At 61.8% G+C, this 24,309-nt stretch carries 25 protein-coding genes; 19 read left to right on the top strand and 6 right to left on the bottom strand.

Annotated features, from left to right (window positions below; translation table 11 throughout):
• Positions 1-116: 116 nt before the first annotated feature.
• Positions 117-242, top strand: coding sequence for a type B 50S ribosomal protein L36 (ykgO, locus tag FAA86_RS02250; protein ID WP_006726873.1), 126 nt, complete (start codon positions 117-119; stop codon positions 240-242).
• A 113-nt stretch (positions 243-355) separates the two neighbouring features.
• Positions 356-991, top strand: coding sequence for a tetratricopeptide repeat protein (locus tag FAA86_RS02245; RefSeq protein ID WP_136538165.1), 636 nt, complete (start codon positions 356-358; stop codon positions 989-991).
• Between the two features lie 22 nt (positions 992-1,013).
• On the opposite strand, the gene FAA86_RS02240 is transcribed toward FAA86_RS02245, so the two are convergent.
• Both FAA86_RS02240 and FAA86_RS02235 read right to left on the bottom strand, forming a co-directional pair.
• Positions 1,014-1,283: a helix-turn-helix domain-containing protein gene (locus tag FAA86_RS02240; RefSeq protein ID WP_246034979.1), complete on the bottom strand. Its 270-nt coding sequence runs from the start codon at positions 1,281-1,283 to the stop codon at positions 1,014-1,016.
• Positions 1,261-1,533, bottom strand: a complete 273-nt coding sequence (locus FAA86_RS02235) for a BrnT family toxin (RefSeq protein ID WP_136538164.1) — start codon at positions 1,531-1,533, stop codon at positions 1,261-1,263. Before FAA86_RS02235 ends, FAA86_RS02240 begins: the two co-directional genes overlap by 23 nt.
• 79 nt (positions 1,534-1,612) lie before the next feature.
• On the opposite strand from FAA86_RS02235, the gene FAA86_RS02230 reads away from it, so the two are divergent.
• Complete coding sequence (locus FAA86_RS02230; RefSeq protein ID WP_136538163.1) at positions 1,613-2,737, top strand: alpha/beta fold hydrolase; 1,125 nt, start codon at positions 1,613-1,615, stop codon at positions 2,735-2,737.
• A gap of 53 nt (positions 2,738-2,790) precedes the next feature.
• Here FAA86_RS02230 and pyk read toward each other — a convergent pair whose 3' ends face one another.
• The gene (gene pyk, locus FAA86_RS02225) at positions 2,791-4,230 is read right to left on the bottom strand and encodes a pyruvate kinase (RefSeq protein ID WP_113458521.1); all 1,440 of its coding nucleotides are present in this window, start codon (positions 4,228-4,230) and stop codon (positions 2,791-2,793) included.
• Entirely contained in the window at positions 4,230-4,736 is a 507-nt protein-coding gene (locus tag FAA86_RS02220; RefSeq protein ID WP_167494858.1) for a DUF1036 domain-containing protein, read from the bottom strand. Before FAA86_RS02220 ends, pyk begins: the two co-directional genes overlap by 1 nt.
• A 185-nt stretch (positions 4,737-4,921) precedes the next feature.
• Here FAA86_RS02220 and FAA86_RS02215 point away from each other — a divergent pair, with 185 nt between their 5' ends.
• The 3 genes from FAA86_RS02215 to FAA86_RS02205 all read left to right on the top strand — a co-directional run bounded on the left by FAA86_RS02215 (position 4,922) and on the right by FAA86_RS02205 (position 6,421).
• Complete coding sequence (locus tag FAA86_RS02215) at positions 4,922-5,731, top strand: N-formylglutamate amidohydrolase (protein ID WP_136538162.1); 810 nt, start codon at positions 4,922-4,924, stop codon at positions 5,729-5,731.
• An 11-nt stretch (positions 5,732-5,742) separates the two neighbouring features.
• Positions 5,743-6,048, top strand: coding sequence for a DUF1244 domain-containing protein (locus tag FAA86_RS02210; RefSeq protein ID WP_136538161.1), 306 nt, complete (start codon positions 5,743-5,745; stop codon positions 6,046-6,048).
• 106 nt (positions 6,049-6,154) lie between these two features.
• The gene (locus FAA86_RS02205; protein WP_136538160.1) at positions 6,155-6,421 is read left to right on the top strand and encodes a DUF2312 domain-containing protein; all 267 of its coding nucleotides are present in this window, start codon (positions 6,155-6,157) and stop codon (positions 6,419-6,421) included.
• 76 nt (positions 6,422-6,497) lie between these two features.
• Here the strand turns inward: FAA86_RS02205 and FAA86_RS02200 are convergent, their stop codons facing one another.
• A complete protein-coding gene (locus tag FAA86_RS02200) occupies positions 6,498-8,345 on the bottom strand; it encodes a peptidoglycan L,D-endopeptidase MepK (RefSeq protein ID WP_136538159.1) in 1,848 nt (615 codons plus the stop codon).
• A 187-nt stretch (positions 8,346-8,532) separates the two neighbouring features.
• A complete protein-coding gene (locus tag FAA86_RS02195; RefSeq protein WP_136538158.1) occupies positions 8,533-10,047 on the bottom strand; it encodes a sigma-54-dependent transcriptional regulator in 1,515 nt (504 codons plus the stop codon).
• Between the two features lie 253 nt (positions 10,048-10,300).
• On the opposite strand from FAA86_RS02195, the gene FAA86_RS02190 reads away from it, so the two are divergent.
• From FAA86_RS02190 to FAA86_RS02130, 13 genes are all read left to right on the top strand, one after another.
• A complete protein-coding gene (locus FAA86_RS02190) occupies positions 10,301-12,151 on the top strand; it encodes a M3 family oligoendopeptidase (RefSeq protein WP_136538157.1) in 1,851 nt (616 codons plus the stop codon).
• A gap of 20 nt (positions 12,152-12,171) precedes the next feature.
• On the top strand, positions 12,172-13,335 hold the full coding sequence (locus FAA86_RS02185) for an aminodeoxychorismate synthase component I (protein ID WP_136538156.1): 1,164 nt from the start codon (positions 12,172-12,174) through the stop codon (positions 13,333-13,335).
• On the top strand, positions 13,320-13,940 hold the full coding sequence (locus FAA86_RS02180) for an aminotransferase class IV family protein (protein WP_136538155.1): 621 nt from the start codon (positions 13,320-13,322) through the stop codon (positions 13,938-13,940). Before FAA86_RS02185 ends, FAA86_RS02180 begins: the two co-directional genes overlap by 16 nt.
• 8 nt (positions 13,941-13,948) lie before the next feature.
• Positions 13,949-14,233, top strand: a complete 285-nt coding sequence (locus FAA86_RS02175; RefSeq protein WP_136538154.1) for a YciI family protein — start codon at positions 13,949-13,951, stop codon at positions 14,231-14,233.
• Positions 14,234-14,293: 60 nt separating this feature from the next.
• Positions 14,294-14,476, top strand: coding sequence for a type II toxin-antitoxin system HicA family toxin (locus FAA86_RS02170; RefSeq protein WP_136538153.1), 183 nt, complete (start codon positions 14,294-14,296; stop codon positions 14,474-14,476).
• A gap of 20 nt (positions 14,477-14,496) precedes the next feature.
• The gene (locus tag FAA86_RS02165) at positions 14,497-14,895 is read left to right on the top strand and encodes a type II toxin-antitoxin system HicB family antitoxin (RefSeq protein WP_136538335.1); all 399 of its coding nucleotides are present in this window, start codon (positions 14,497-14,499) and stop codon (positions 14,893-14,895) included.
• An 8-nt stretch (positions 14,896-14,903) separates the two neighbouring features.
• Positions 14,904-15,770, top strand: a complete 867-nt coding sequence (locus FAA86_RS02160; protein ID WP_136538152.1) for a heme-dependent oxidative N-demethylase family protein — start codon at positions 14,904-14,906, stop codon at positions 15,768-15,770.
• A 136-nt stretch (positions 15,771-15,906) separates the two neighbouring features.
• On the top strand, positions 15,907-17,349 hold the full coding sequence (locus FAA86_RS02155) for a homospermidine synthase (protein WP_136538151.1): 1,443 nt from the start codon (positions 15,907-15,909) through the stop codon (positions 17,347-17,349).
• A gap of 184 nt (positions 17,350-17,533) precedes the next feature.
• On the top strand, positions 17,534-17,899 hold the full coding sequence (gene omp10, locus FAA86_RS02150; protein WP_136538150.1) for an outer membrane lipoprotein Omp10: 366 nt from the start codon (positions 17,534-17,536) through the stop codon (positions 17,897-17,899).
• A gap of 193 nt (positions 17,900-18,092) precedes the next feature.
• Positions 18,093-20,018 carry a 5'-nucleotidase C-terminal domain-containing protein gene (locus FAA86_RS02145; RefSeq protein ID WP_136538149.1) on the top strand — a complete coding sequence of 642 codons (1,926 nt, stop codon included), beginning with the start codon at positions 18,093-18,095 and terminating at the stop codon, positions 20,016-20,018.
• Between the two features lie 121 nt (positions 20,019-20,139).
• Positions 20,140-21,174 carry a ferrochelatase gene (hemH, locus tag FAA86_RS02140; protein ID WP_136538148.1) on the top strand — a complete coding sequence of 345 codons (1,035 nt, stop codon included), beginning with the start codon at positions 20,140-20,142 and terminating at the stop codon, positions 21,172-21,174.
• A 410-nt stretch (positions 21,175-21,584) separates the two neighbouring features.
• On the top strand, positions 21,585-22,193 hold the full coding sequence (locus FAA86_RS02135; RefSeq protein WP_136538147.1) for a hypothetical protein: 609 nt from the start codon (positions 21,585-21,587) through the stop codon (positions 22,191-22,193).
• Positions 22,194-22,275: 82 nt separating this feature from the next.
• Positions 22,276-24,231, top strand: a complete 1,956-nt coding sequence (locus FAA86_RS02130; RefSeq protein WP_136538146.1) for a methyl-accepting chemotaxis protein — start codon at positions 22,276-22,278, stop codon at positions 24,229-24,231.
• The last annotated feature ends 78 nt before the right edge of the window (positions 24,232-24,309 follow it).

Raw genomic sequence — 24,309 nt, 5'->3', positions numbered from 1 at the left:
CTCCCTCGGGCTAATTGCCGCCAACTCTTCAAGGGCGCGCCCAGTGGCGCGCTTTTGATTGTTTGAACACAGTGGGTGAATGACACATTCCCCGACAATCGTTGTGGACCAGAAAAATGAAGATCAAGAACTCGCTGAAAGCGCTGAAGGCCCGTCATCGCGACAACCGTCTGGTTCGCCGCAAGGGTCGCATCTACATCATCAACAAGCAGAACCCGCGCTTCAAGGCTCGCCAGGGCTGATGCCCCGGGATCTCCGGATCCCATGAGCCAGACGGACTGCCCGCCGCCATCGCAGCGTGTTGATATCGGAAATTTGAGTTTGAAAGACGGCGCTGAGGGACTAACTTCCCTGCATGCGCCGTTTTTCTTTGCGACTCGCCCCAAGTCTCGCCATCCTGTCCACCCTGCTTTTCGCCGGCGCGGTTGCCGCGCAGGTGCCTGAAGAGGGCGTTGGCGCGGCCACCACTGAAACGCCCGTCGAGCGAATTCCCATGAATACGCCGGTGAAGCCGAAGACGGTCGACGACCTCTTGGCGGAGCTCAAACGGGAACGCAATCCGCAAGCCGCCCGGCAGCTAGCGAATGCGGCCATGGCCACCTGGAGCGAGTCGTCGAGCCCGACGATCAATCTCCTGATGCAGTGGTCGGCAAAGGCGGCCGCCGAAAAGCGCAATGCCGCCGCCCTCGACTTCATCGACCAGGCGATCATCCTGAAGCCGGATTTCGTCGGTGCCTGGAACCAGCGCGCCACGCTGCACTTCACCATGGGCAACTATCAGAAATCCGTGTCCGACATCGAAAAGGTGCTCGATCTTGAACCCCGCCATTTCGGAGCCATTGCCGGCCTCGCCGGCATCCTCACCGAGCGCGGCAGCAAGGACGCAGCCCTGAAGGCCTGGGAACGGTATCTCGAGGTCTTCCCTGCCGACCGCGAGGCCCAGGAGATCGTCGCCAAGCTTTCGGAAGAACTGGCCGGCCAGCGGACCTGATCAGAGGCTTCAGCGGTCGTTGCTAGGCAACCACCTTGGCGACGAGGTCAGGGTGTTCGCGGATGACGCGCACATAAGCGATCGCGAAGTCCGGCGGCGTTGCCCGCGCCTGCTCCCAGTCGCGAAGCGTACCCACTGGCACACGAAATCGAGACGCGAACTCCGTCTGTGACAGCCCGAGAGCCGTGCGCGTCCGGCGGATCAGCCTCGAACGCTGGGCACGATCGAGCGCTTCGACGGAAACGTCGAAGTCCTCATCATCCATTGGATCAGCCGTTATCTCGATAGGCACGTTCTTCTCCACGATTGCTCCTCCGAACGGAAATGAAGCGCGGTTGATCCGCTCGCCACACGAAGACGCCGGTAAACAGCTTCTGCTCCACGAGACCGATCACCTTGTACCTCTCCTCACCATCCTGTTCGCGGAGGGAGGGAACGATAAGATGGTCCAGGTCCTCGAAAATCCGATCGCCGAACACAAGCGACACGCCGTGTTTTGATTGATTGATTTGATCTTTGTCCGGATCGAACCGTTCGGCCATGAGGCAGTATACGGAAATCCAGTATATCGATCAATTCGAAATGAGCGACCGGCTTCGCGCACCGACTGAACCTTGACGAATGGCGCGGCAGCACGATCTTGTTGCCTGTGTCGCCTCGCCGAAAGCTCTGCTCTTGCTCATCCTCTCTCGCATCGGTCTTCTCTTGCTCGTCATTTTCCTCCTTCTCGTCGCCGTGCTGGCCGCGCTCGCCATTGCCACCGAAATCCGGGCCCGGGGCATCGAGGCGCGGACCCCAAACATTGGTGAGCGCACCGATGTCGGCGGCTACAGCCTGAATGCACTCCACGTGCCTGCAGGCCCGAACGCAGACCTGCCGCCGATCGTTTTCATCCATGGCGCCTCCGGGAACCTTCAGGACCAGACGGGCGCCTTCCTGGAGCCTCTGCGCGGTCGTGCTGAGCTCCTCTTCGTCGATCGGCCCGGACACGGATATTCCGAGCGCGGCGGACCGGAAAACGATACGCCGGACGGCCAGGCCAATGCCATCGCGCGCCTGATGGAGAAGAAGGGGATCGATCGCGCCATCATCGTCGGCCACTCCTTCGGCGGCGCGATCACCGCAAGCTTCGGCGTGCTGCATCCCGACAAGGTCGAAGGCCTCGTCTTCCTCTCGGCCGCCACCCATCCCTGGCCCGGCGGCGTGGACTGGTATTATCACCTCGCCTCCGCGCCGGTGATCGGTCCGATCTTCTGTCATACCCTGGCGCTGCATGCCGGGATGATGCGGATCGACGCCGCGACCGAGCATGTCTTTGCTCCCAATACGCGTCCGGTCGATTATGTCGAGAAAACAGGTCCTCAGCTTGTCCTGCGTCCCTCTGCCTTCCGGTCAAACGCGAAGGACGTCGCAGGCCTCCACGCCTATGTGACCGATTTCGCGCCGCGTTACCGCGAAATCGCCAAGCCGACGGTGGTGATCACCGGTGACGCGGACACGATCGTGCTGGAGGAAATCCACTCCAAGGGCCTCGCCCGCGATATCGAAGGCTCCGAACTCGTCTGGATCAAGGGCCTCGGCCACAAGCCGGATTACATCGTGACCGACATCGTCATCGCCGCCCTGGAGAAGATCGCGGGCAAGGAGCGCGATCTCCAATCCATGGCGCGGGCTGTCGAGCCGCGTCTTGCGGCAACCAGCGTCGATCCGGGAGGCTCGGCCCCGTCGCTTCAGGCCGGTCAGTAAGGCCATCAAAAAAGCCGCCCGAGGGCGGCTTCTTCATGGTCAAGGCGCTGGGATCAGATCCCGGTCTGGCCGTCCGAACCGATATAGGCGATGCGCAGCATATTGGTCGAACCTGGCGTGCCGAGCGGAACACCGGCCGACATGATGATGCGGTCGCCGGGCTTGCCGAAGCCTTCTTCGACCACGATGCGGCAGGCGCGGTTGACCATATCGTCGAGATCGGTCGGTTCCGACGAGACAACACAGTGCAGGCCCCAGACGACGGAGAGGCGACGCGCGGTCTGGATGACCGGCGACAGCGCGATGATCGGCACTTCCGGACGCTCGCGCGAGGCGCGCAGACCTGTATTGCCCGAAGAGGTGTAGCAGACGATCGCCTGCAGGCGCAGCGTCTCAGCGATCTGGCGGGCAGCAAGCGAAATGGCGTCCGCACCGGTCGCTTCCGGCTGCGCGCGCTGGGCGTAGATGATGCCGGGGTAATGCGGCTCGCGCTCTACGGTTTCGGCGATCGAAGCCATGGTCGCAACCGCTTCGACCGGATACTGGCCGGAAGCCGATTCTGCCGAGAGCATGATGGCGTCGGCGCCTTCGAAGACGGCGGTCGCGACGTCGGAGACCTCTGCACGGGTCGGCACCGGCGCCGTGATCATCGATTCCAGCATCTGCGTCGCAACGACGACCGGCTTGCCTTCTCGGCGGCAGGCGCGGATCAGCTGCTTCTGGATGCCCGGAACGCGCTCGAGCGGCATTTCAACGCCGAGGTCACCACGGGCGACCATAAGTGCGTCCGACAGTTCGATGATTTCGTCGATGCGCTCGATGGCCTGCGGCTTCTCGATCTTGGACATCAGCCCAACGCGGCCCTTGGCGATCTTGCGGACTTCCGCCAGATCTTCCGGGCGCTGGATGAAGGAAAGCGCAACCCAGTCGACATCGTTGACGGCGAGCACGGCATCGAGGTCGGCGCGGTCCTTGTCGGTCAGCACGCCGGTTGCGAGAATGGTGTCGGGCAGGCTGACGCCCTTGCGGTCGGAGATCTTCGTGCCCGAGACCACCTCGGTGACGATGCTCTTGCCGTCGCACTTGACGGCCTTCAGATGCAGCTTGCCGTCGTCGATCAGAAGACGGTCGCCCGGCTTCACCGATTCCAGAATTTCTGGATGCGGCAGGTGAACGCGCGTCGCGTCGCCCGGCTCCTGGCTGTTGTCGAGCGTGAAGGTCTGACCCGGCTGCAGCTCAACGGTGGTGTTGGCGAATTTGCCGACGCGAAGCTTCGGGCCCTGGAGGTCGGCGAGGATGCCGATCGGGCGGCCACAGGCAGCTTCGACATTGCGGATGCGTTGAACCAGCGTACGCATCAGGTCATGGCTGGCATGGCTCATGTTGATGCGGAAAAGATCGGCCCCGGCTTCGTGAAGCTTCCGGATCATCGCCTCTTCGGAAGAGGCGGGACCAAGCGTGGCGAGGATCTTTACTTTGCGGTTGCGCTTCATCAGTTCTGGCTTTCCTGGGTGCCCGACGTATCGGACAGCTGGACCATCCAGCTCCCCTGCCTGCCGGTGTCGTATTCCTTGAATCCCATCTGCTGATAGCCGCGTGCGAAGCAGTCCTTCACGCCCACGATCTTGAACTCGTTTTCGGCAACACACATGTTGATGTCACCAGTCCAGCGACCACCGCGAGCGGCATCCTCAGCATAGAGATAATAGTAACGCGATTGGAGTTCGCCCTCGATCAGGGTGGCACAGGTGCCGGCAGGAACCTGCCACCAGCCTTCCGTGATCCAGCCTTCTTCTGCCCGGTAGCCGACGGCGACGCCGACGAGGTTCTGGGTGCCGTTGCAGACACGGAACTCGGCATGGGCGGCAGAGGCTGCCAGAATGGGCGAAAACAGCGCACCCGCGATCAGGAGGGGCTTCAGAAGACGTGCTGCAGCACGGTCGAAAGTCTGTCTGATCAGGTGATGCACGATTGCCGCCGGAACTCCAAAAATGCGCATGGGATGCCTTCTTGCGATGCTGACCAGAGAATGTCAACGCAACTCTAATCGATTATATTTTCTGTCTTTGGCCAGTCTCAAAACCTATATGTCCGATCTTGGCACAAACGTGACAGCCATGAAAGCTTGCGCTCCCCCATTCCCCATGCGATCAAGCGCTTGTAGCAGCTGATGGCTTCAAACTGATGAATGTTTCCCCTGTTTTCGAGATTTTGGACGGCCGTTTCGACGCCGGGCTCGTTATACTTGCCGACCACGCCACGAATATCGTGCCGGAACCCTATGGCAGGCTCGGCCTGCCCGACAGCGCCTTCGGGCGGCACATCGCCTATGACATCGGCATCGAACCGCTGACGCGCCTGCTGGCAGCGCGGCTCGGCGTTCCCGCGGTCATGTCCCGCTTCTCCCGCCTGCTGATCGATCCGAATCGCGGCGAGGACGACCCGACCATCATCATGCGCATCTCCGACGGCGCGATTATTCCCGGCAATCATCCGATCACACCGGAGGAATGGCAGCATCGCATCGAGACCTATCACCGCCCTTACCACCGGGCAGTGTCCGAGGTGATCGCCAAGGTCGCCGAAGCCACAGGCAAGGCGCCGCTGGTGCTTTCGCTGCATTCCTACACGCCGGCCTGGAAGGGCGTGCCCCGCCCCTGGCACGCGGCAGCCCTCTGGGACACCGATGCGCGCGCCGTCCGCCCGCTGATCGAAGGCCTGGAGGCCCCGGGTGACATCCTCGTCGGCGACAACGAACCCTATGACGGAGCGCTCAAGGGCGACACCATGTACCGCCATTGCATGATGGCGGGCATTCCACACGCGCTTCTGGAAGTCCGCCAGGACCTGATTGCCGATGAAGCCGGTGTCGCTGCCTGGGCGGACCGCCTGGCGCCGATCTTCGAGCGCCTCAATGCCGACCCGAAGCTGCACGAGTATGAGCTCCATGCCTCGCGCACAGGGCCCCACCCTGGCGACGCCATCATACCCTGAAGGAGAGAACCATGACGCTCCCGAGCAAGGACCAGCAGACCGAACTCGAAGCCGCCGCCTTCCGCCGGCTGGTATCCCACCTGCGCAACCGCACCGATGTGCAGAACATCGACCTGATGAACCTGGCCGGCTTCTGCCGCAACTGCCTGTCCAACTGGTATCTGGACGCCGCCAAGGAAAACGGGCTCGACCTCACCAAGGACGAAAGCCGCGAGATCGTCTACGGCATGCCCTATGACGAGTGGAAGGCACTGCACCAACGGGAGGCGACTACCGACCAGCAGCAGGCCTTCGAACAGAACCGCCCGAAGGAATGACGCGCATCTCAAGCTTTGGGGCTTGACGCGGAGGCCGCTTCGCGGCACGTGGTCGCCACGAAAATCCATCCCGAGAATGCCATCCCCGCAATGAAGGAGATTGCCCATGTCTGATGCCGCCCACGGCGTCGCCCGCGACCAGCTCCGCGCTTTTGTCGAACGCATCGAGCGCCTGGAAGAAGAAAAGAAGACCATCGCCGACGACATCAAGGACGTCTACGGCGAAGCCAAGGCCATGGGCTTCGACACCAAGATCCTCAAGAAGGTCATCGCGCTTCGCAAGAAGGACGATCAGGAGCGCATGGAAGAGGATCTGATCCTCGACACCTATCTGCACGCACTCGGCATGATCGAGAGCCCGCCGGAAGGCTGAGGCGGTCTCTTCTGGCCAACAAAAAACCCGCCGATCCGGCGGGTTTCTTTTTGTCTGCAATCAAGAACGCCGGAGATCAGGGGGCGCCGAAGCGGCTCGGATCGACCGTCGTGGCATCGAGGCGGAAGCCATCCGGCACGGCGGTGGCCGGCGCGACCAGCGAGCGCGAAACGACGCGCGGTGCCTTGACCGGCTTGGCGACGGATTCGAACTTGCCCTGGTTCAGCGCCCACTGCTCGATCATGTTCTTGGTGAGCTTCGTACCGCCATACATGGCCATATGCGCACGCTCGGCATCTTCCTGCCCCGGACGGCCACCCTTCTTGGGCAGAGCCGCATCGGCATTCGCAAGCGGATCGGACGGCGCGTCGAACATGTCGCCGAACTGCGTGGTGCTCTCGACCGCAGGCGTCTCCTGCGGGATGGAGGCAACCTCGACCGGCTTCTCGACAGGAGCAGGTTCGGGTGTTGCGCGAAGTTCGGCCTGAGCCGGCGCACTCGACGGGATCGGTGCTGCCATTTCCGGCATGGTGCTGTCTTCGAGCGCGGCTGCCGCTTCGGGCGACAGGATCGCCTGCTCGACCTCGTCGACTTCGGCCTCGGCTTCTGCCTGGGCGGAAGCGAGCAGCGCTTCGGCGACCTGCGGACGAGCAGCAGGAACCGGAACGGCCATGCCTTCCGCAAGCAGCATGGCTTCCGAATTCGGATCGATCGACGCCGTCATCACGCCTTCCGTCGGTCCTGCACCGGGACGCGCATTGAGAAGCGTCGGCACGGGCACATTGAGCGAGGCAAGATCGGCAAATTCATCGGCTGGCGCATTGGCTGGAACCGGCACGCCACTTGCCACCTGCTGCAGCGCGTCTTCTGCCGCATTGCGTGGCGGCTGGTAGAGGGCAACGGCGAGGCTGTTGTCAGCCGGACGAAGCGACGGGCGGGCCTGTGGGACAGGCGCATCGGCGGCATCGACACCCGGCAGCGCATTGGCAACCATGACCGGCTCTTGTGCAGCGCCAACGGGTTGCTGGCGCGGTGCGGCGGGAGCCGGCTGCGGCTGAGCGACGGCAGGACGTTCTGCGGGTTCCGGAACATCCTCGACTTCGTCTTCATCACCGCCGCCGAAGAGCATGGCGAGGAAGTTGCGCGGACGCGACGAGGACTTCTCCTCGGCGATCATGACGGTATTGCCGGAAGCCACGCGGCGCTTGTATTCGGCGAGCGCCTGCTGATAGCCCGGCAGCGGCTTGCCGTCGGACGGGATATGAACGGTCTTGCCATCCGGGAAGAGCCGGACGAGATCCTGGCGGTTCATGCGCGGCCAGGCGCGCACACCGGCCACGTCCATATGCACGAAGGGCGAACCGGAATTGGGATAATAGCCGACACCGCCGGCCTGCATCTTCACGCCGATTTCGCGCAAGGTCTTGAGCGGCACACCTGGGATGTAGAAGTCCATCGCCGTGCCACGCATGTGCTGGCTTTCCTTGGCGACACCCTTGGAGCGCGACCGCAGCATGGCGTTGGTGGCAGGAGAACGATAGGCAGAAACGACCTTGATATAGCCCTTGGCGCGGGACTGGCGATAGACTTCCCAGACGAGGTCGAAGAGGCGCGGGTCCATCTTCGTCGGCTCGTTGCGGCGCCAGTCGCGCAGAATGTAGTTGAGCTGTTTCAGACCCTTGGGGTCATAGCGGCCATTGCGCTTGAAAGTAATCGAGGCCCGTTCGCCCGTATGGACGAATTCGATGTTGAGCGTGCGGCTTTCGGCATGCGCCGCGCCGGGATTGGCCAGCAGACCTCCCAGCCCCATCAGCACAACGGCGAAGAGAGAAAAGAGCAGCTTCGCTGCCAACTGCGCAGACGCAAGCCGGGTTTTGCGCCCGCTTTGCGTATGGAGCGCGCTGATGTCCTGCGATGCCTGCAATGCAATCCCCGTCCGAAAGACTACGTCCCACGCCAACTCGAATGAACGTCAAATGCGGTCATACCATGGCAAATTTGCCACATCCGCACAAGCTGTCCCTTTATAGTGAACGCTTGCCTAACAAATGCTTAGCTCTTGGTAGGCGATTAAGCTTACCCCAGAGTTAACACCGGACGGTTGAGACAGATCAAGCAGCGTCCTTCTGCGGGTCGTCGGGATCGATTCCGTAGTCCTTGAGCTTGCGATACAGGGTCGAACGACCAATGCCAAGCTTGCGCGCCACCTGGCTCATCTGGCCGCGATAGAACTTCAGCGCGAAGCGGATCAGCTCCTCCTCAATCTCGGCGAGTTTGCGCACATTGCCGGCTTCGTCGGTGCTGACGATGACATTGGCCGATTGGGTCGAGCCGAAACCTGTGGATGGAGCAGATTGCCCCCCGGCAAAGGCCGCAGCACGCTCGGCAAGACTGGCCTGCACCCTGGCAATCGGGCTCTGCTCCTGCACGGCAGCCTGAGAATCGGCACTGGATGCGCCGCGGTGGCCGCTCATCTGCGCGGCGATCTGCGGGAAATCGGCCTCCCGAAGGCTTGTCCCTTCGGCCAGAACCACGGCACGGAAGATGGCATTTTCCAGCTGACGGGTGTTGCCCGGCCAATCGAAGGATGTGAGCAAGGCAAGTGCCGAGGGCTCGACATGCAGGCTTCGTGGCAGGCGCTGCTCGAGCGAGAAGCGTTCGACAAATGCGCGAATCAGATGCGGGATGTCTTCCTTGCGGCGGCGCAGCGACGCGATGGTGATCGGGAAGACATTGAGACGGTAATAGAGATCTTCGCGGAACCGTCCGGCCTTGACCTCTTCGATCAGATCCTTGTTGGTCGCGAGGATCAGGCGGACATTGGCCTTCAAGGGACGCTGCAGCCCTGCAAGATGCACCTCGCCAGACTGAACAAGCTCAAGAAGCCGCATCTGCCCGGCGGGCGGCAACTCACTGATTTCCTCGATGAAAAGCGTGCCGCCTTCGGCCTCCGAAAGCTTGCCGGTCAGCCCGTCGCTGCCGAACAGGACCTCTTCGATCTGGGCAGGCGAAATGGCGTTGCAGTTCACGCCGACGAAGGGCCGGGACGAGCGATCGCTGGCGACGTGGATCGCCCGTGCGATGAGCTCCTTGCCAACACCCGCCTCCCCTTCCAGCATCACCGGAATGGTCGACTGCGCCGCCCGGCGACCGAGCTCGACGACGCGCGACATGGCAGCACTGGCAGCCGTCACATCGGAGAAACTGACCGAACCGCTACGGGCGCGACGCGGCGTGCGGCCCTGCAAGCTGGTACGGTGGATCTTTAGGGCAGACTCGATCGCGCCGATCAAGCGCTCCTGCGCTATCGGTTTGACGAGAAAATCGAACGCCCCGGCACGCATGGCGTTGACCGCCGTCTCCGTTGCGCCTTCGGCAATGCCGACGATCACAGGCACGGCCGGATTGATCTCCGTCAGCATGGGAATGATGCTGGGATCGAGCCCTTCACCGGATGCTGCATCAATCAGCACAACGCTGATGGCATCGCGATGACGGCGAAAGGCATCAAGACCTGCATGCGCCGTATCGGCGACGTGAACGGCATGACCGTGCGCTTCGATTGCAGCCTTCATGCTGCGGCGCTCGGCGGCATCTTCATCGATGAGTAGAATCTGTGCGGTCAACTTGCGCTCCCCGGGGCTGTTTCGGCGCCTTCGCGCTCCTGGGTTATCGCGGCGACACTGCCAGAAAGGCCTGAAGATGTTCTTGGGAGAAAGCCTAGCATTTTAACGGTCCTTAACCGTTTCTGGCACAATCCACAGACGTGCCCGCCGAACCGCAGCCTGGTGCCTCGCCCCGCCGTGAGACAGGCTGCAGCTTGCCGATCCGCTGCCGACTGACTACATCTCCCGGACAAAAGAGAGAAAGGACATCACCATGAGGATCGACCGTCGCCCTGCTTTCAGCCCCGCCACCGAGGCATCCGCGAGCCGGGATCAGAACCTCGGTGAATTGCCCGTCTGGAAGCTCGAAGACCTTTACCCCGGACAGACCTCGCCGGAATTCCTCGCAGCTGTCGAAAAAGCCGGGACCGACGCCCTGGCCTTCGAGACCAAGTGGAAGGGGAAACTGGCGGCCGCCCTGGAGACCGTCGGCGACGGCTCGCTTGCCGAGGCGCTGCGCGAGATGGACGCGCTGGAAGACTTGCTCGGCCGGATCGCGTCTTTTGCCGGCCTCACCTATTACTCCGACATGACCAATCCGGCGAATGGCAAGTTCTTCGGTGATATCCAGGCAAAGCTGACGGACATGTCAGCCCGCCTCCTCTTCTTCCCGCTGGAACTGAACCGCCTACCCGACGATGCCGTCGATGCCGCCATGGACCGCGACCCGGCGCTCGGCCATTTCCGCCCCTGGATCGTCGACCTGCGCAAGGACAAGCCTTTCCAATTGGACGACCGGATCGAGCAGCTTTTCCTCGAAAAGTCGCAGACGGGCGCCGCCGCCTTCAACCGCCTCTTCGACGAAACGCTCGCAGCCCTCCGCTTCAAGGTCGGCGAGGACGAGATGCCGCTCGAGCCGACGCTGACACTTCTGCAGGATGCCGATCCCGCCAAGCGCAAGCTTGCCGCCGAAGCCCTGTCGAAGATCTTCAAGGAAAACATCCGCATCTTCACGCTGGTGACCAACACGCTCGCCAAGGACAAGGACATCTCCGACCGCTGGCGTGGCTTCGAGGACATCGCCGACAGTCGTCACCTCGCCAACCGTGTGGAGCGCGAAGTGGTCGACGCACTGGCAGAAGCCGTGCGCGAGGCCTATCCGCGCCTGTCGCACCGCTATTACAAGATGAAGGCGAAGTGGCTCGGCATGGACCAGATGAATTTCTGGGATCGCAATGCCCCGCTTGCCGAAACACCGGATCGGCTCATCTCCTGGGAAGAAGCGAAGGATATGGTACTGTCAGCCTATGGCGGCTTTGCGCCTGAAATGGCCGAGATCGCCGGCCGCTTCTTCGACGGCGGCTGGATCGATGCCCCGGCCCGCCCCGGCAAAGCGCCAGGCGCCTTTGCCCATCCGACCGTGCCGTCTGCCCACCCCTACGTGCTCGTCAACTATCTCGGCAAGCCGCGGGATGTCATGACGCTCGCCCATGAACTCGGCCATGGCGTGCATCAGGTGCTGGCCGGCGGCCAGGGTGCGCTGATGTGCCAAACCCCGCTGACGCTCGCCGAAACCGCCTCCGTCTTCGGCGAAATGCTCACCTTCCGCGCCCTGCTAGACAAGACGACCGACAAGCGCGAGCGCAAGGCCATGCTTGCCCAGAAGGTTGAGGACATGATCAACACGGTCGTGCGCCAGATCGCCTTCTACCAGTTCGAGCGCAAGATCCACACAGCCCGCAAGGAAGGCGAACTGACCGCCGAGCAGATCGGCGAACTCTGGCTCTCGGTCCAGTCAGAGAGCCTCGGGCCGGCGATCAAGATCTCCGAGGGCTACGAGACGTGGTGGGCCTATATCCCCCACTTCATCCATTCGCCCTTCTACGTCTACGCCTATGCCTTCGGCGACTGCCTGGTGAACTCGCTCTATGCCGTCTACCAGAACGCCGATCAGGGCTTCCAGGACAAGTATTTCGAGCTCTTGAAGGCCGGCGGCACCAAGCACCATTCGGAGCTTCTCGCTCCGTTCGGCCTCGATGCCACCGATCCGTCGTTCTGGGCCAAGGGTCTGTCGATGATCGAGGGGCTGATCGATGAGCTGGAAGCGCTAGATAAGGCAGCCTGAACCGGAGCAGCCGAAAGTCCATGCGTGACCACGCGCCCTATGCGCTCTTCCGCGACGACCGCGCGGGGACAAGCCTCGTCTTTGCCGAACCGGAGACGCTTGTCGTCGCCCGGACGGCAGACGAGGTGGAGCCCGCGCTTGCGCGGCTGGAAGCGCACCGGAAGGCCGGCAAGTGGCTGGCCGGTTATCTGTCCTATGAAGCCGGTTTCGTTTTCGAACCGAAGCTTCGGCCGTTGATCGAGGATGGGCGCGAGACACCCTTGATCGCCATGGGTGTTTTCTCCGCTCCGGCAGCGGACGACCACCCGCTGGCGCAAGCGCCGTCCCACATCCCAAATGCGCCGCTGCTGAGCGCCCCCCGCGCCGCCTGGAACTTTGACACCTATCGCAATCGTTTCGACCGACTGCACCATCATCTGCGCAAGGGCGATTGCTATCAGGCCAATCTCACCATGCCCATCGAGGCAAAATGGGAGGGCGATCCGCGCGCTGCCTTCTGGTCGCTCGTCGGCCGCCAGCCCGTGCACTATGGCGCCCTGATCGACTACGGTGCCGGCCCTGTTATCCTGTCGCGCTCGCCCGAACTCTTCTTTTCCGTCGATGAAGAGGGCTGGATTGAGACCCGTCCGATGAAGGGCACCGCACCGCGTGGCGCGTCACCGGAAGAGGACGAAGCGATCATCGAGGCGATGCTGGGTGACGAGAAAACCCAGGCCGAAAACCGCATGATCGTTGACCTTCTGCGCAACGACGTCTCCGTCATATCGGAGGTCGGCACGCTTTCGGTGCCGAAGCTCTTCGCCATCGAGTCCTATCCGACCGTACACCAGATGGTGAGCTATGTGCGGGCCAGGCTCCTGCCCGAAATTGGCCTGCCTGAGATCATGGCCGCCCTCTTCCCCTGCGGATCCGTGACCGGTGCGCCAAAGATGTGGGCGATGCGCATCCTGCATGAACTGGAGGCCGGGCCACGCGACGTCTATTGTGGCGCGATCGGCTGGTGTGATCCCGCCGGCCCAATGCGATTTTCGGTGGCAATTCGAACCATCTCCCTTTTCAACGGCGGGCGCGCCGTCTTCAATGTCGGTGGCGGCATCGTCTTCGATTCGAAGGCCGAGGCCGAATACGAGGAATGCCTGCTGAAGGCGCGCTTTGCCGTGGGTGACGAATGGATTTCTCGCTGATCGAGACCTTGCGGTGGCAGCCGGACGCAGGTTTTCTGCGGCTCGACCAGCATTTGCGCCGCCTTTCCCGATCGGCCGATGCGCTCGGCTTTCGTCAGCCGCAGGACGCGAAGGGAAAGCTGCAGAAGGAAGTCTCGGGCGACGTGCCGCTGCGCGTCCGCCTCGTCATGACATACCGCGGCAAGATGGATGTGACCGCCACGCCCTTCGAGCCCGTGCCGGAGGAAACCGTCTGGCGGCTCAAGGTCGCAAAGACCAAACTGCAATCCGAAGACAGCCTGTTTCGCCACAAGACGACACGCCGCGAACCCTATGAGGCAGCCCGGGCCGAATTCTCGAAGGAAGAGGCCGACGAAGTGATCCTGCTCAACGAGCGGGACGAGGTCTGCGAGGGCACGATCACCAATATTTTCGCCGAAGCCGCCGATGGCATGCTGCTCACGCCACCGCTCACCAGCGGCCTCCTGCCGGGCGTCTTGCGCGCCGAACTGATCCGCGAACGCAAGGCACGCGGCGAGGTCCTGAAACTCGATGACCTGCGCCACCGCAAGCTCTTCGTCGGCAACTCCCTGCGCGGGCTGATCCGCGCCGAACTGATCGAATAGGACAGCCCATGTTCATCCTCTCCCTCACCTATGTGAAGCCGACGGAAGAAGCCGATCGCCTGATGCAGCCGCATATGGACTGGGTGAATGAAGGCTATGACCGCGGCATGTTCCTGGCGTCGGGCCGCAAGAACCCGCGCACCGGCGGGCTGATCCTCGCCAGGGGCGAGCGGGCCGAGGTCGAGGCCTATGTCGCGGCCGATCCTTTCACGGTCGGGGGCGTGGCTCTCTACGAGGTGACGGAAGTCGCGGTGACCCGCACTGCAGCTGGACTCGATGCGTTGAAAGAATAGCCATATCCGACTCGTTGAAACCGAGGCATGATGCGCATATATTGGCGCACGGACACCGGTATGGAGAAGGATTCACGGAAGATTATCCAGCGCCTCAAGGTCGAGGGATATGAGTTGGTGTCAGTATCCGGCTCCCATCACAAGTTCCGGAAAGATGGCAAGACGGTCATCGTGCCACACCCGAAGAAGGATCTTCCGCTTGGCACCGCTCGGGCCATCGCTAAGCAGGCCGGGTGGATCTGATGAGCAAGAGAATTGGGCATATGCGATACTACGTGGCACTGGTTCATAAGGACCCCGGAAGCGCCTATGGGGTCAGCTTCCCCGACTTGCCCTCCGTGTTTTCTGCGGCGGACAGCGACGAAGATATCGTCAGCAATGCCATCGAAGCTCTGAGGCTCTGGGCCGAGGATGGAGAACTCCCCGCACCTGCCTCCCACCAGGAGATAGTCGAAAGGCCAGAAGTCCGCGCGGAGTTGGCGACCGGCGCGTTTCTGATCCGCGTGCCTTTCATAGAAGATGACACGCGCACCGTCAGAGCCAACATCACCATGGAGGCCGGGACACTGGCTGCGATCGACCATGCGGCAAAACAGCGAGGTCTCACGCGTTCAGCCTTCTTGGCGAGTTGCGCACGCAAAGAGATCGAGCGCTCGGCGTGACCAACTTGATGTCCACTCGATCTGGTTTGACTCACACCCCCTATGCAGGCCCGACCCGGCCCTTCACCATCGGCCTGTCCGCTCTCGATCCCGCCCGCTGGATCGAACCGGACGCAGAACTCGATCGCTACCTTGGCGAAAAGCGATCGCTGGCGGACACCCGCCTGACCGACGTCTTCCGCGCGACCGAGGACAGCCTCCCCGCCCAGGAGGAATGTCTTGTAGCGCTTGTCGCACATTTGAAGGCTCGCCATCCGCAGCTTCTTGATGAAGCGATCCCGACCGATCCGGGCCTGCCGCCGCTTCTGCGCGCCGGTCTGCTGGTGCAGGACGATCTCGTCATCATGATGAAACGTGATGCGGGCTGGTCTATCGGCGCAGCCCATCTCTCCTTTCCGTCGTCCTGGTCGCTTGCGGAGAAGTTCGACCGGCCGATGGAAGAAGTCCATGAACATGTGCCGGGCTTTGAAGGCGGCACGCGCAATGCCGCGATGATCAACCGCATCTTCGACAATCTTGCACCCGGTCACGCCGCCGAGCGCTTCAACTGGTCGATCAACTGGCAGGAAAAGCTCTTCCACCCGGAGACCGGCCGCAACGACGACGCGGAGCCGGAGCAAGCGATCGTGCGGGTCGAGCGCCAGACCCTGAGCAAACTGCCGGAAACCGGCGCGATCGTCTTCACCATCCGCATCTATCTTGACCCGGTGACCCTCTTCGAAAGGCATCCGGACGGCAGACGCCTTGCCCTGGCTCTTGCCGAGCAATTGGAGGGGCTGACCGAGCCTCAGCTCCGCTACAAGGGGCTTGATCGCCAGCTCAGCCGCCTCGTCGCACGGCTGCGGCAAGATGCAGCGTCGGAAAATCATGATTAGCCACCGTCTGCCCCTGCTCCCCCACCTTTATTGTGTCAGAGTTTTGTGATCTAGAACCGCCAGTATCGCTCTGGCCACAGCACACTGGCCGGAAACACGGCCCGGGCAAGAGACCCGCGCCTCCAAGGAGACAAGAATGAGCGAAAAGACCTACCCGGTTTATGGCGAGATCACCGGCCCGATCGTGATGATCGGCTTCGGATCGATCGGCCGCGGCACACTGCCGCTGATCGAACGCCACTTCAAGTTCGACAAGAGCCGGATGGTCGTCATCGATCCCCGCAACGATGAAGCGGATCTCCTGGCCAAGCACGGCATCAAGCACATCCAGGCGCATGTCACCAAGGACAACTACAAGAAGCTCCTGAAGCCACTTCTGACCGAAGGCGAAGGCCAGGGCTTCTGCGTCAACCTTTCGGTCGACACCGGCTCGCTCGACCTGATGAAGCTCTGCCGCAAGCTCGACGTGCTCTACATTGATACCGTCGTCGAGCCCTGGCTCGGCTTCTACTTCGACAAGAACATGAAGAACTCCGAGCGCACCAACTATGCGCTGCGCGAAACCGTGCGCCAGGAAAAGGCGAAGAATCCAGGCGGCACGACGGCTGTCTCCACCTGCGGCGCAAATCCGGGCATGGTCTCCTGGTTCGTCAAGCAGGGTCTCGTCAACATCGCCAACGAACTCGGCATCAAGTTCGACGAGCCGGACCAGAATGACCGCGAAGGCTGGGCCAAGCTGATGAAGAAGGTCGGCGTCAAGGGCGTGCATATCGCCGAGCGCGACACCCAGCGCACCAGGAACCCGAAGCCGCTCAACGTCTTCTGGAACACCTGGTCGGTCGAAGGCTTCATCTCGGAAGGTCTGCAGCCGGCCGAACTCGGCTGGGGCACGCATGAAAACTGGATGCCGAAGAACGCCAAGAAGCACAAGAAGGGCTGCAAGGCGGCGATCTATCTGGAGCAGCCGGGCGCCAACACCCGCGTTCGCACCTGGTGCCCGACACCCGGCCCGCAATATGGCTTCCTCGTCACCCACAACGAGTCGATCTCGATCGCCGACTATTTCACCGTCGAGAAGGACGGCGAGGTCGTGTATCGCCCGACCTGCCACTATGCCTACCATCCGGCCAATGACGCCGTTCTCTCCCTGCACGAAATGTTCGGCAATGGCGGCACGCCGCAGCCGGTCCTGCACGTTCTGAACGAAGACGAGCTGGTGGACGGCGTCGATGAACTCGGCGTACTGCTCTACGGCCACGAGAAGAACGCCTACTGGTACGGCTCGCGCCTCTCGCTGGAAGAGACCCGCGAGATCGCCCCTTACCAGAACGCCACTGGCCTGCAGGTCACCTCGGCCGTGCTGGCCGGCATGGTCTGGGCACTCGAGAACCCGAAGGCCGGCATCGTCGAAGCCGACGAGATGGATTACAAGCGCTGCCTCGAAGTGCAGTCGCCCTATCTCGGCCCGGTCGAAGGCCATTACACCGACTGGACCCCGCTCGACGGCCGCCCGGGCCTCTTCCCGGAAGACCTGGACGAAAAGGATCCGTGGCAGTTCCGGAACATCCTGGTCCGCTGAACGGTTAAGGCACGAAGTTGAGGTCCGTCGCTCGCGGCGGACCTCTTTCCATGCAGAGCAAGCCGGGATAACCCTGAGGAAGCAAGGCTATCTCCTTGCTTTGACCGAGGCTTCGCGGCATGGTTCGATGACATTGCAGAAGGCGGACGGCTGAGCCAAACCGCCGAGTTGGTGGGAGACAAGAATGAAAACCAAGTCCCTGGTCGCCGTCGCCGCAGCGAGCCTCGCCCTTTCGTCCTGCTATTCCAGCCCGCCCCGTCAGTTGCCGGCGGTCCAACAGGGCCCGTCGATCGAGGGCGCCTGGGTCGACCCGAACGGCATCCAGTCCACATTCCAGGGCGGCACGTTCACCACGCGCACGACCGACACCAACCAGATCCTTGCATCCGGCACCTATATGCTGGTCAACGACCGGCTCGTCGAGATCAACATGACGTCGCTCGTCCGCAACACCCGCCAGAAGGTCAACTGCGCGCTCGTCACGCCGACGCAGCTCAACTGCACCTCCGACAGCGGCGCCCAGTTCTCGCTCGCCCGCAGCAACGTCTGACGAGACAGCTTCGGATGAAGTTCAAGGAAGCGGCCCCAGCGGCCGCTTCTGTCGTTTTGGGCGTCGCTAACATGCGGACATCAAGCGATTTTTGCTTGCCCTGCCCCAATCGAGATGAAAACATCCGCCATCCGAATTCTGGCGCGCAATCCGTGCCAGAGTGCTGGCGATGGATTGCAACAGGAGACATAAGATGTTCAGACATTTGAAGATTGGCTTGTTCAGCGCCTCGGTGCTGGCCCTCACGGCCGGGACCGCCCTGGCCGATTTCGAACTCAACATCCTCCATATCAACGACCTGCATTCGCGCATCGAGGCGATCAGCAAGTCCGACTCCACCTGCTCGGCAGAAGATGCGGCAGCCAACGAGTGCTTCGGCGGCATCGCCCGCGTGAAGTCCGCCATCGACAGCCGTCGCGCGGAACTTGAGGGAAAGAATGTTCTGACGCTCGACGCCGGAGACCAGTTCCAGGGTTCGCTCTTCTACACGACCTACAAGAGCGCTCCGATCGCCGACTTCATGAACGCCATCGGCTTTGATGCGATGGCGATCGGCAATCACGAATTCGACGATGGCCCGGAAGAGCTGGCCAAGTTCATCGACGCCCTCCAGTTTCCGATGATCTCCGGCAACACGCTGGCGGGTTTGGATTCGCCGGTGGCCGACAAGTTCAAGCCCTACATCGTCAAGGAATTCGGTGACGAGAAGGTGGCTGTCGTCTCTGTCCTCGCAACCGATACCGACGAAACATCCTCCCCGGGTGACAGCATCCTCTTTGCCGACGAGATCGGCTATCTGAAGGAAGCGGTGAAGGAAATCGAGGCCGAGGGCATCGACAAGATCGTGCTGCTCTCCCATGTCGGCTACGCCAAGGACAAGGAAATCGCAGCAGCCGTTGATGGCATCGACGTGATCGTCGGCGGCCATAGCCACACGCTGCTCTCCAACACCGACGAGAAGGCTGCCGGCCCCTACCCGACCATGGTGAAGAACCCGGCCGGCACCGATGTACCGATCGTGCAGGCCTATGCCTATTCCAAGTATCTCGGCGATCTGACGGTTGTCTTCGATGATTCCGGCGTCGTGACGAGTGCCACCGGCGAGCCAAAGCTGCTCGATGCGTCCGTCACGCCGGACGAGGGCTTCGTTGCCAAAGTGTCTGAACTGGCAGGTCCGATCGAGGAACTGAAGCAGAAGGAAATCGGCGAAACCGCAGAAGCCATCGATGGCTCGCGTGAAGTCTGCCGCGCCACCGAATGCACCATGGGCAATCTCGTCGCCGACGCCATGGTCGACCGCCTGAGCGACCAGGGCATCACCATCGCCATCCAGAACGGCGGTGGCCTGCGCGCCTCGATCGATGCCGGTACGGTGACCATGGGCGAAGTCCTGACGGTTCTGCCGTTCCAGAACTCGCTGGCCTCGTTCCAGCTCAAGGGCTCCGACATCGTGGCCGCCCTTGAGAACGGCGTTGGCCAGGTGGAAGAAGGCGCCGGTCGGTTCCCGCAGGTCTCGGGTCTCAAGTACACGGCCGATCTCAACAAGCCGGCCGGCAGCCGCATCACCTCCGTCGAGGTGAAGGAAGGTGACGGTTTCGTCGCCATCGACCCGAACAAGGTCTACGGTGTCGCCACCAACAACTACATGCGCTCCGGCGGTGACGGCTACAGCGTCTTCGCAAGCGGTGGCCAGAACGCCTATGACTTCGGGCCTGGCCTCGAAACCGTGGTCGCCGACTACATCGCCAAGAACAGCCCCTACAAGCCCTACACGGATGGCCGCATCACGGTGATCTCCGCGGCAGCGGAACCGGCCGCGGCTGAGCCGGCGGCCACCACTGCCGATGCTCCGGCCGCACCGGCAACCACCGAAGCGCCAGCTGCCGCAGCCACGGCGCCTGAGACCACAGCGCCCGAAGCGCCGGCGGCAACCGCCACGGAGACGGCTGCAGCGGTCGCAGAGACCATCTACAAGGTGGTTGCAGGCGACAGCCTCTGGAAGATCGCCGAAGCCACCTATGGCGACGGCACGATGTGGGTGAAGATTGCCGAAGCGAATGCGCTGCGCAATCCGAACGTGATCGCCATTGGCCGCGAATTGCAGCTTCCGGCACAGTAAGACCTTGTGACGCACACCAACAGCCGGTCCGGGCTTCCCCGGGCCGGCTTTTGCTTTTATCAGATGATCCCAACACGCCTTCATGACGTAACGGTCGAGTTCTCATCACCAGGATATCAAGATGAATGCACTTCCCGCCCATTGGCCCTCCGACCATCCGCCCGTGAATTTCGGCAAGGTCGGCGTGCTGCTCGTCAACCTCGGCACACCTGATGGCACGGACTACAAGTCCATGCGCCGGTATCTCGAGGAGTTCCTGACGGACAAGCGCGTCATCGAGTGGTCACGGTGGTTCTGGTATCCGATCCTTTACGGCATCGTCTTGAACAAGCGCCCGCAGAAGGTCGGCAAGGCCTATGAGGAGATCTGGAACAAGGATCTCGATGAAAGCTATCTGCGCACCTATACCCGCAGCCAGGCCGAAAAACTCGCCGTGGCCCTCAAGGACCTGCCAAACGTGCATGTCGACTGGGCCATGCGTTACGGCCAGCCGGCGATCCAGGCGAAGATGAACGAGATGCAGAAGGCCGGATGCGAACGCATTCTGGTCTATCCGCTCTATCCGCAATATGCGGCCGCCACCACGGCCACGGTGAATGATGAGGCCTTCAAGGCCTTGCTCAAGATGCGCTGGCAGCCGGCGCTGCGCACCGTCCCGCAATATGCCGACGATCCCGTTTACATCGAGGCGCTGGCCAATTCGATCAACAACCACCTGGCCACGCTCGACTGGGAGCCGGAACTCGTGATCACCTCCTATCACGGCATCCCCAAGTCCTACTTCATGAAGGGCGACCCCTATCACTGCCAGTGCTATAAGACGACGCGCCTGCTGCGCGAGCATCTGGGCTGGGAGAAGGAGAAGCTGATGGTAACCTTCCAGTCCCGTTTCGGGCCGGAAGAATGGCTGCAGCCCTATACGGACAAGACTGTGGAGAAACTGGCTAAGGAGGGCGTGAAGCGCATCGCGATCATGAATCCGGGCTTCGTTTCCGACTGCCTCGAGACCCTCGAAGAGATCGCCGGAGAAGCCGGAGAAGACTTCCTCCACAATGGCGGCGAGAAGTTCACCCATATTCCATGCCTGAACGACAGCGAGGATGGCATGCGCGTGATCGAGAACGTCGTGCGCCGCGAATTGCAGGGTTGGGCCTAGAGCCAACTCCCAGAACTTTTTACACGGTCGCCCTCGGGCGGCCGTTTTCATTTTGGGCCACCCCAATCAACACCACTATCCCGTGCGACGGGTTGCAGATCGACCGATCCGGAATCGGCCGAATAAAAGTATGCAACCATAACGTTTTTAGTCACATCAACTTGAATAAGACGGCTTCCGACGCTCGCGATACATTGAAGATTAGCGATGTGATTTCATTTGCTTAAGCCGGTCGCGAAGACACTGCGCCTCTTGTGGCGGCAACCGCGACGTGATTATGCAGCTGCGCCAACCTGTTCTCTTTTGAACTAAATTATTGGATTTAAATACAATTTTAGAGGAGCGATTTCTTATATTAACGTTACGTTTAATAATGATGCCTAGAATTAGGGCATACAAGGAGATCACTCATGCATCGTTTCCGTTTGCCCCTGGCCTCTGCGCTCTTTGCGGTATCCATTCTTCCGGCACAGGCCGAGCCGCCACAGCCGGATGTCAACAAGCTCGTATCGCCGGCTCTCATCGAGGAGATGCGCGCGTTCATCGACACTGAGATCGTACGGGTTTCGGTCGACGCCCAGAACCAGCGTCTCACCGACCTGTCACAGGAAAAGATCGATGAACTCGACAATCAGTGGAAGGCCGAGCGCGAAGCCGCCGACAAGCCGCTGATCGCAGCGACACTTTCCAGCCCGCTCTCGGTTTACCTCGCCCGCATCCAGGGCAAGTCGCTCGGTCTCTACGCCGAGATCTTCGTGATGGACCAGAACGGCCTGAACGTCGGACAGAGCTCTGTTACCAGCGACTTCTGGCAGGGTGACGAAGACAAGTTCCAGAAGACCTTCGACGTTGCAGATGACGCCATGTTCGTGGACGCTCCCGAATGGGATGACGAAGCGAAGATCTGGCGCAACCAGGTGAGCTTCACCCTTCTCGACGCGTCGAAGAAGAAGATCGGCGCTGTGACCGTCGAGCTCAACCTGACCGAACTCGAAAGACGACTGCTGGCCGCATCCTGATCGGCCTGACGCGGAGCCATGACGGCGTTCGCCTAGACATTTTTTGTACTGAGACCTTCAAACGTTGAGGCTGCCGAACGCCATGCTGAACAACATTTCCGTCACCACGAAAGGCTTGATCGCTTTCAGCCTGCTGGCGGCGATTGCCATCGCAAGTTCCGTATTCATTTACAATCGTGCTATTGTTGCCAATCACCTTGTCGAAGAGACCGACAACATCACGGCACTGGCAGATGCGGTCACCGAATTCAGCGATGACGTCTATGTCGCCGACCTCAAGCTGAAAACCTATCTGCTGACGGGCAACCGCGACTTCGCCGAAACGACGCAGGCGCGCCTTGACGAAATGGCGCAAGACGTGACCGCCCTCACAAAGCTCTTCAGTGAGCAGGCCCCGGCGGAATTGCCAGCATTGCAGGCGAGCTTCGCAACCCTTGCGCAGTGGCAGACGGAAATCGTGCAGCGCCAGTTAGACCTGATGCGCTCGCCGGATACGGTCGAACTCGCCCGTGCGATCGAGGTCGGTGGCGTCGGCGAGGCTCTGGTTGAGCAAGCCCAGCAGAGCCTTCAGCTGGTCACGCAGCAATTCGCAACGCGCAGCACTGCAGCGAAAGCGCAGCAAGGCGCCGCGCTGTTGATGGTTGAACGGATCGCTTTGGGCGCGGCGATCGCTGTCGCAATCGTTGCGGCACTCATGGGCTTTTTGAACTATCGCCTCGTCTCCCGTCCGCTCTCCAGGCTGGCAACCGCAACGGACCGACTTGCAAATGGCGACCTCGACATCTCGATTGTCTCTGGCGGCAAGGACGAAATCGGCCAGATGGCGGCATCGATGCAGATCTTCCGTGAGGCAGCCATCGCCAACAAGCGGCTCGAAGCCGAAGCTGAAGGCAACCGCCAGCGCGCCGAAGCTGAACGCATCGCCGCCCAGCAGCGCGCCGAAGCCGATGCGGCCGCCCGCCTGCAGGCTGCCACCTCGGGTCTTGCGGCCGGCCTGAAGCGCCTCGCTTCCGGCGACCTCGCCTTCCAGATCAACGAAGCCTTTGCTCCGGATTTCGAGGCCCTGCGCCACGACTTCAACCAGTCCATCCGCCAGTTGAACCAGACCATGGCCGCGATCACTAACAGCGTTGCGACCATGGAAACTGGCACCCGCGAGATTGCGTCGGGCACCGACCATCTTTCGAAGCGTACGGAACAGCAGGCTGCGGCCCTCGAAGAAACGGCAGCAGCGGTGGAGGAAATCACCGCCAACGTCGTCAACTCCACCAAGCGCACCGAAGAAGCACGCTCGGTCGCGGCTCAGGCCAACACGTCGGCGAACCAGTCGTCGGAAGTCGTGTCCCGCGCCGAAGACGCCATGCGTCGCATCGAGGGGGCCTCGCAGCAGATCTCCAACATCATCGGCGTGATCGACGAAATCGCCTTCCAGACCAACCTGCTGGCGCTGAACGCAGGCGTCGAGGCGGCACGCGCCGGTGAAGCCGGTAAGGGCTTCGCCGTCGTCGCCCAGGAAGTCCGCGAACTCGCCCAGCGTTCGGCCAATGCGGCGAAGGAAATCAAGGCGCTTATCCAGAACTCCTCGACGGAAGTTGCGGGCGGTGTGGATCTGGTTCGCAAGACCGGCGAAGCGCTGCGCACCATCGGCGGTTTCATCACCGAGATGAACACGCACATGGACGCAATCGCTCTGTCGGCCAAGGAACAGGCGACCGGTCTTTCGGAAGTCAACCACGCCGTCAACGCGATGGACCAGACGACCCAGCAGAACGCCGCGATGGTGGAAGAATCGAACGCTGCCTCGGGCGCTCTGGCAACCGAAGCCGCCAAGCTCCGCGAGCTCATTGCCCACTTCACCATCGATGGGGTCCAGCAGGCCCAGGCCTCGGCGCTTCGCGAAACCGCGCGCACCATGGCCCAGCCTGCAGCAGCCCGCGCTCCGGCACCGCGTGCAGCCGAACCCGCCCGCCACGCCGCCCCTGCTCCGCGCAGCCATGGCAACGCGGCAGTTGCTCAGGACAACTGGGAGGAGTTCTGAGAACTCTGCCTTGAAGTCAGACCAAAGGCGGTGGGAGCAATCCCGCCGCCTTTCTGTTTTCCGACGCCCCCGTGACGG

Origin of the sequence: Rhizobium rosettiformans W3 (genome assembly GCF_004912135.1) — a bacterium.
GTDB classification, from domain to species: Bacteria; Pseudomonadota; Alphaproteobacteria; order Rhizobiales; family Rhizobiaceae; genus Allorhizobium; species Allorhizobium rosettiformans.
Note: the sequence above shows the minus strand (reverse complement) of the source record. Positions and strands in the feature narration are given on the sequence as shown.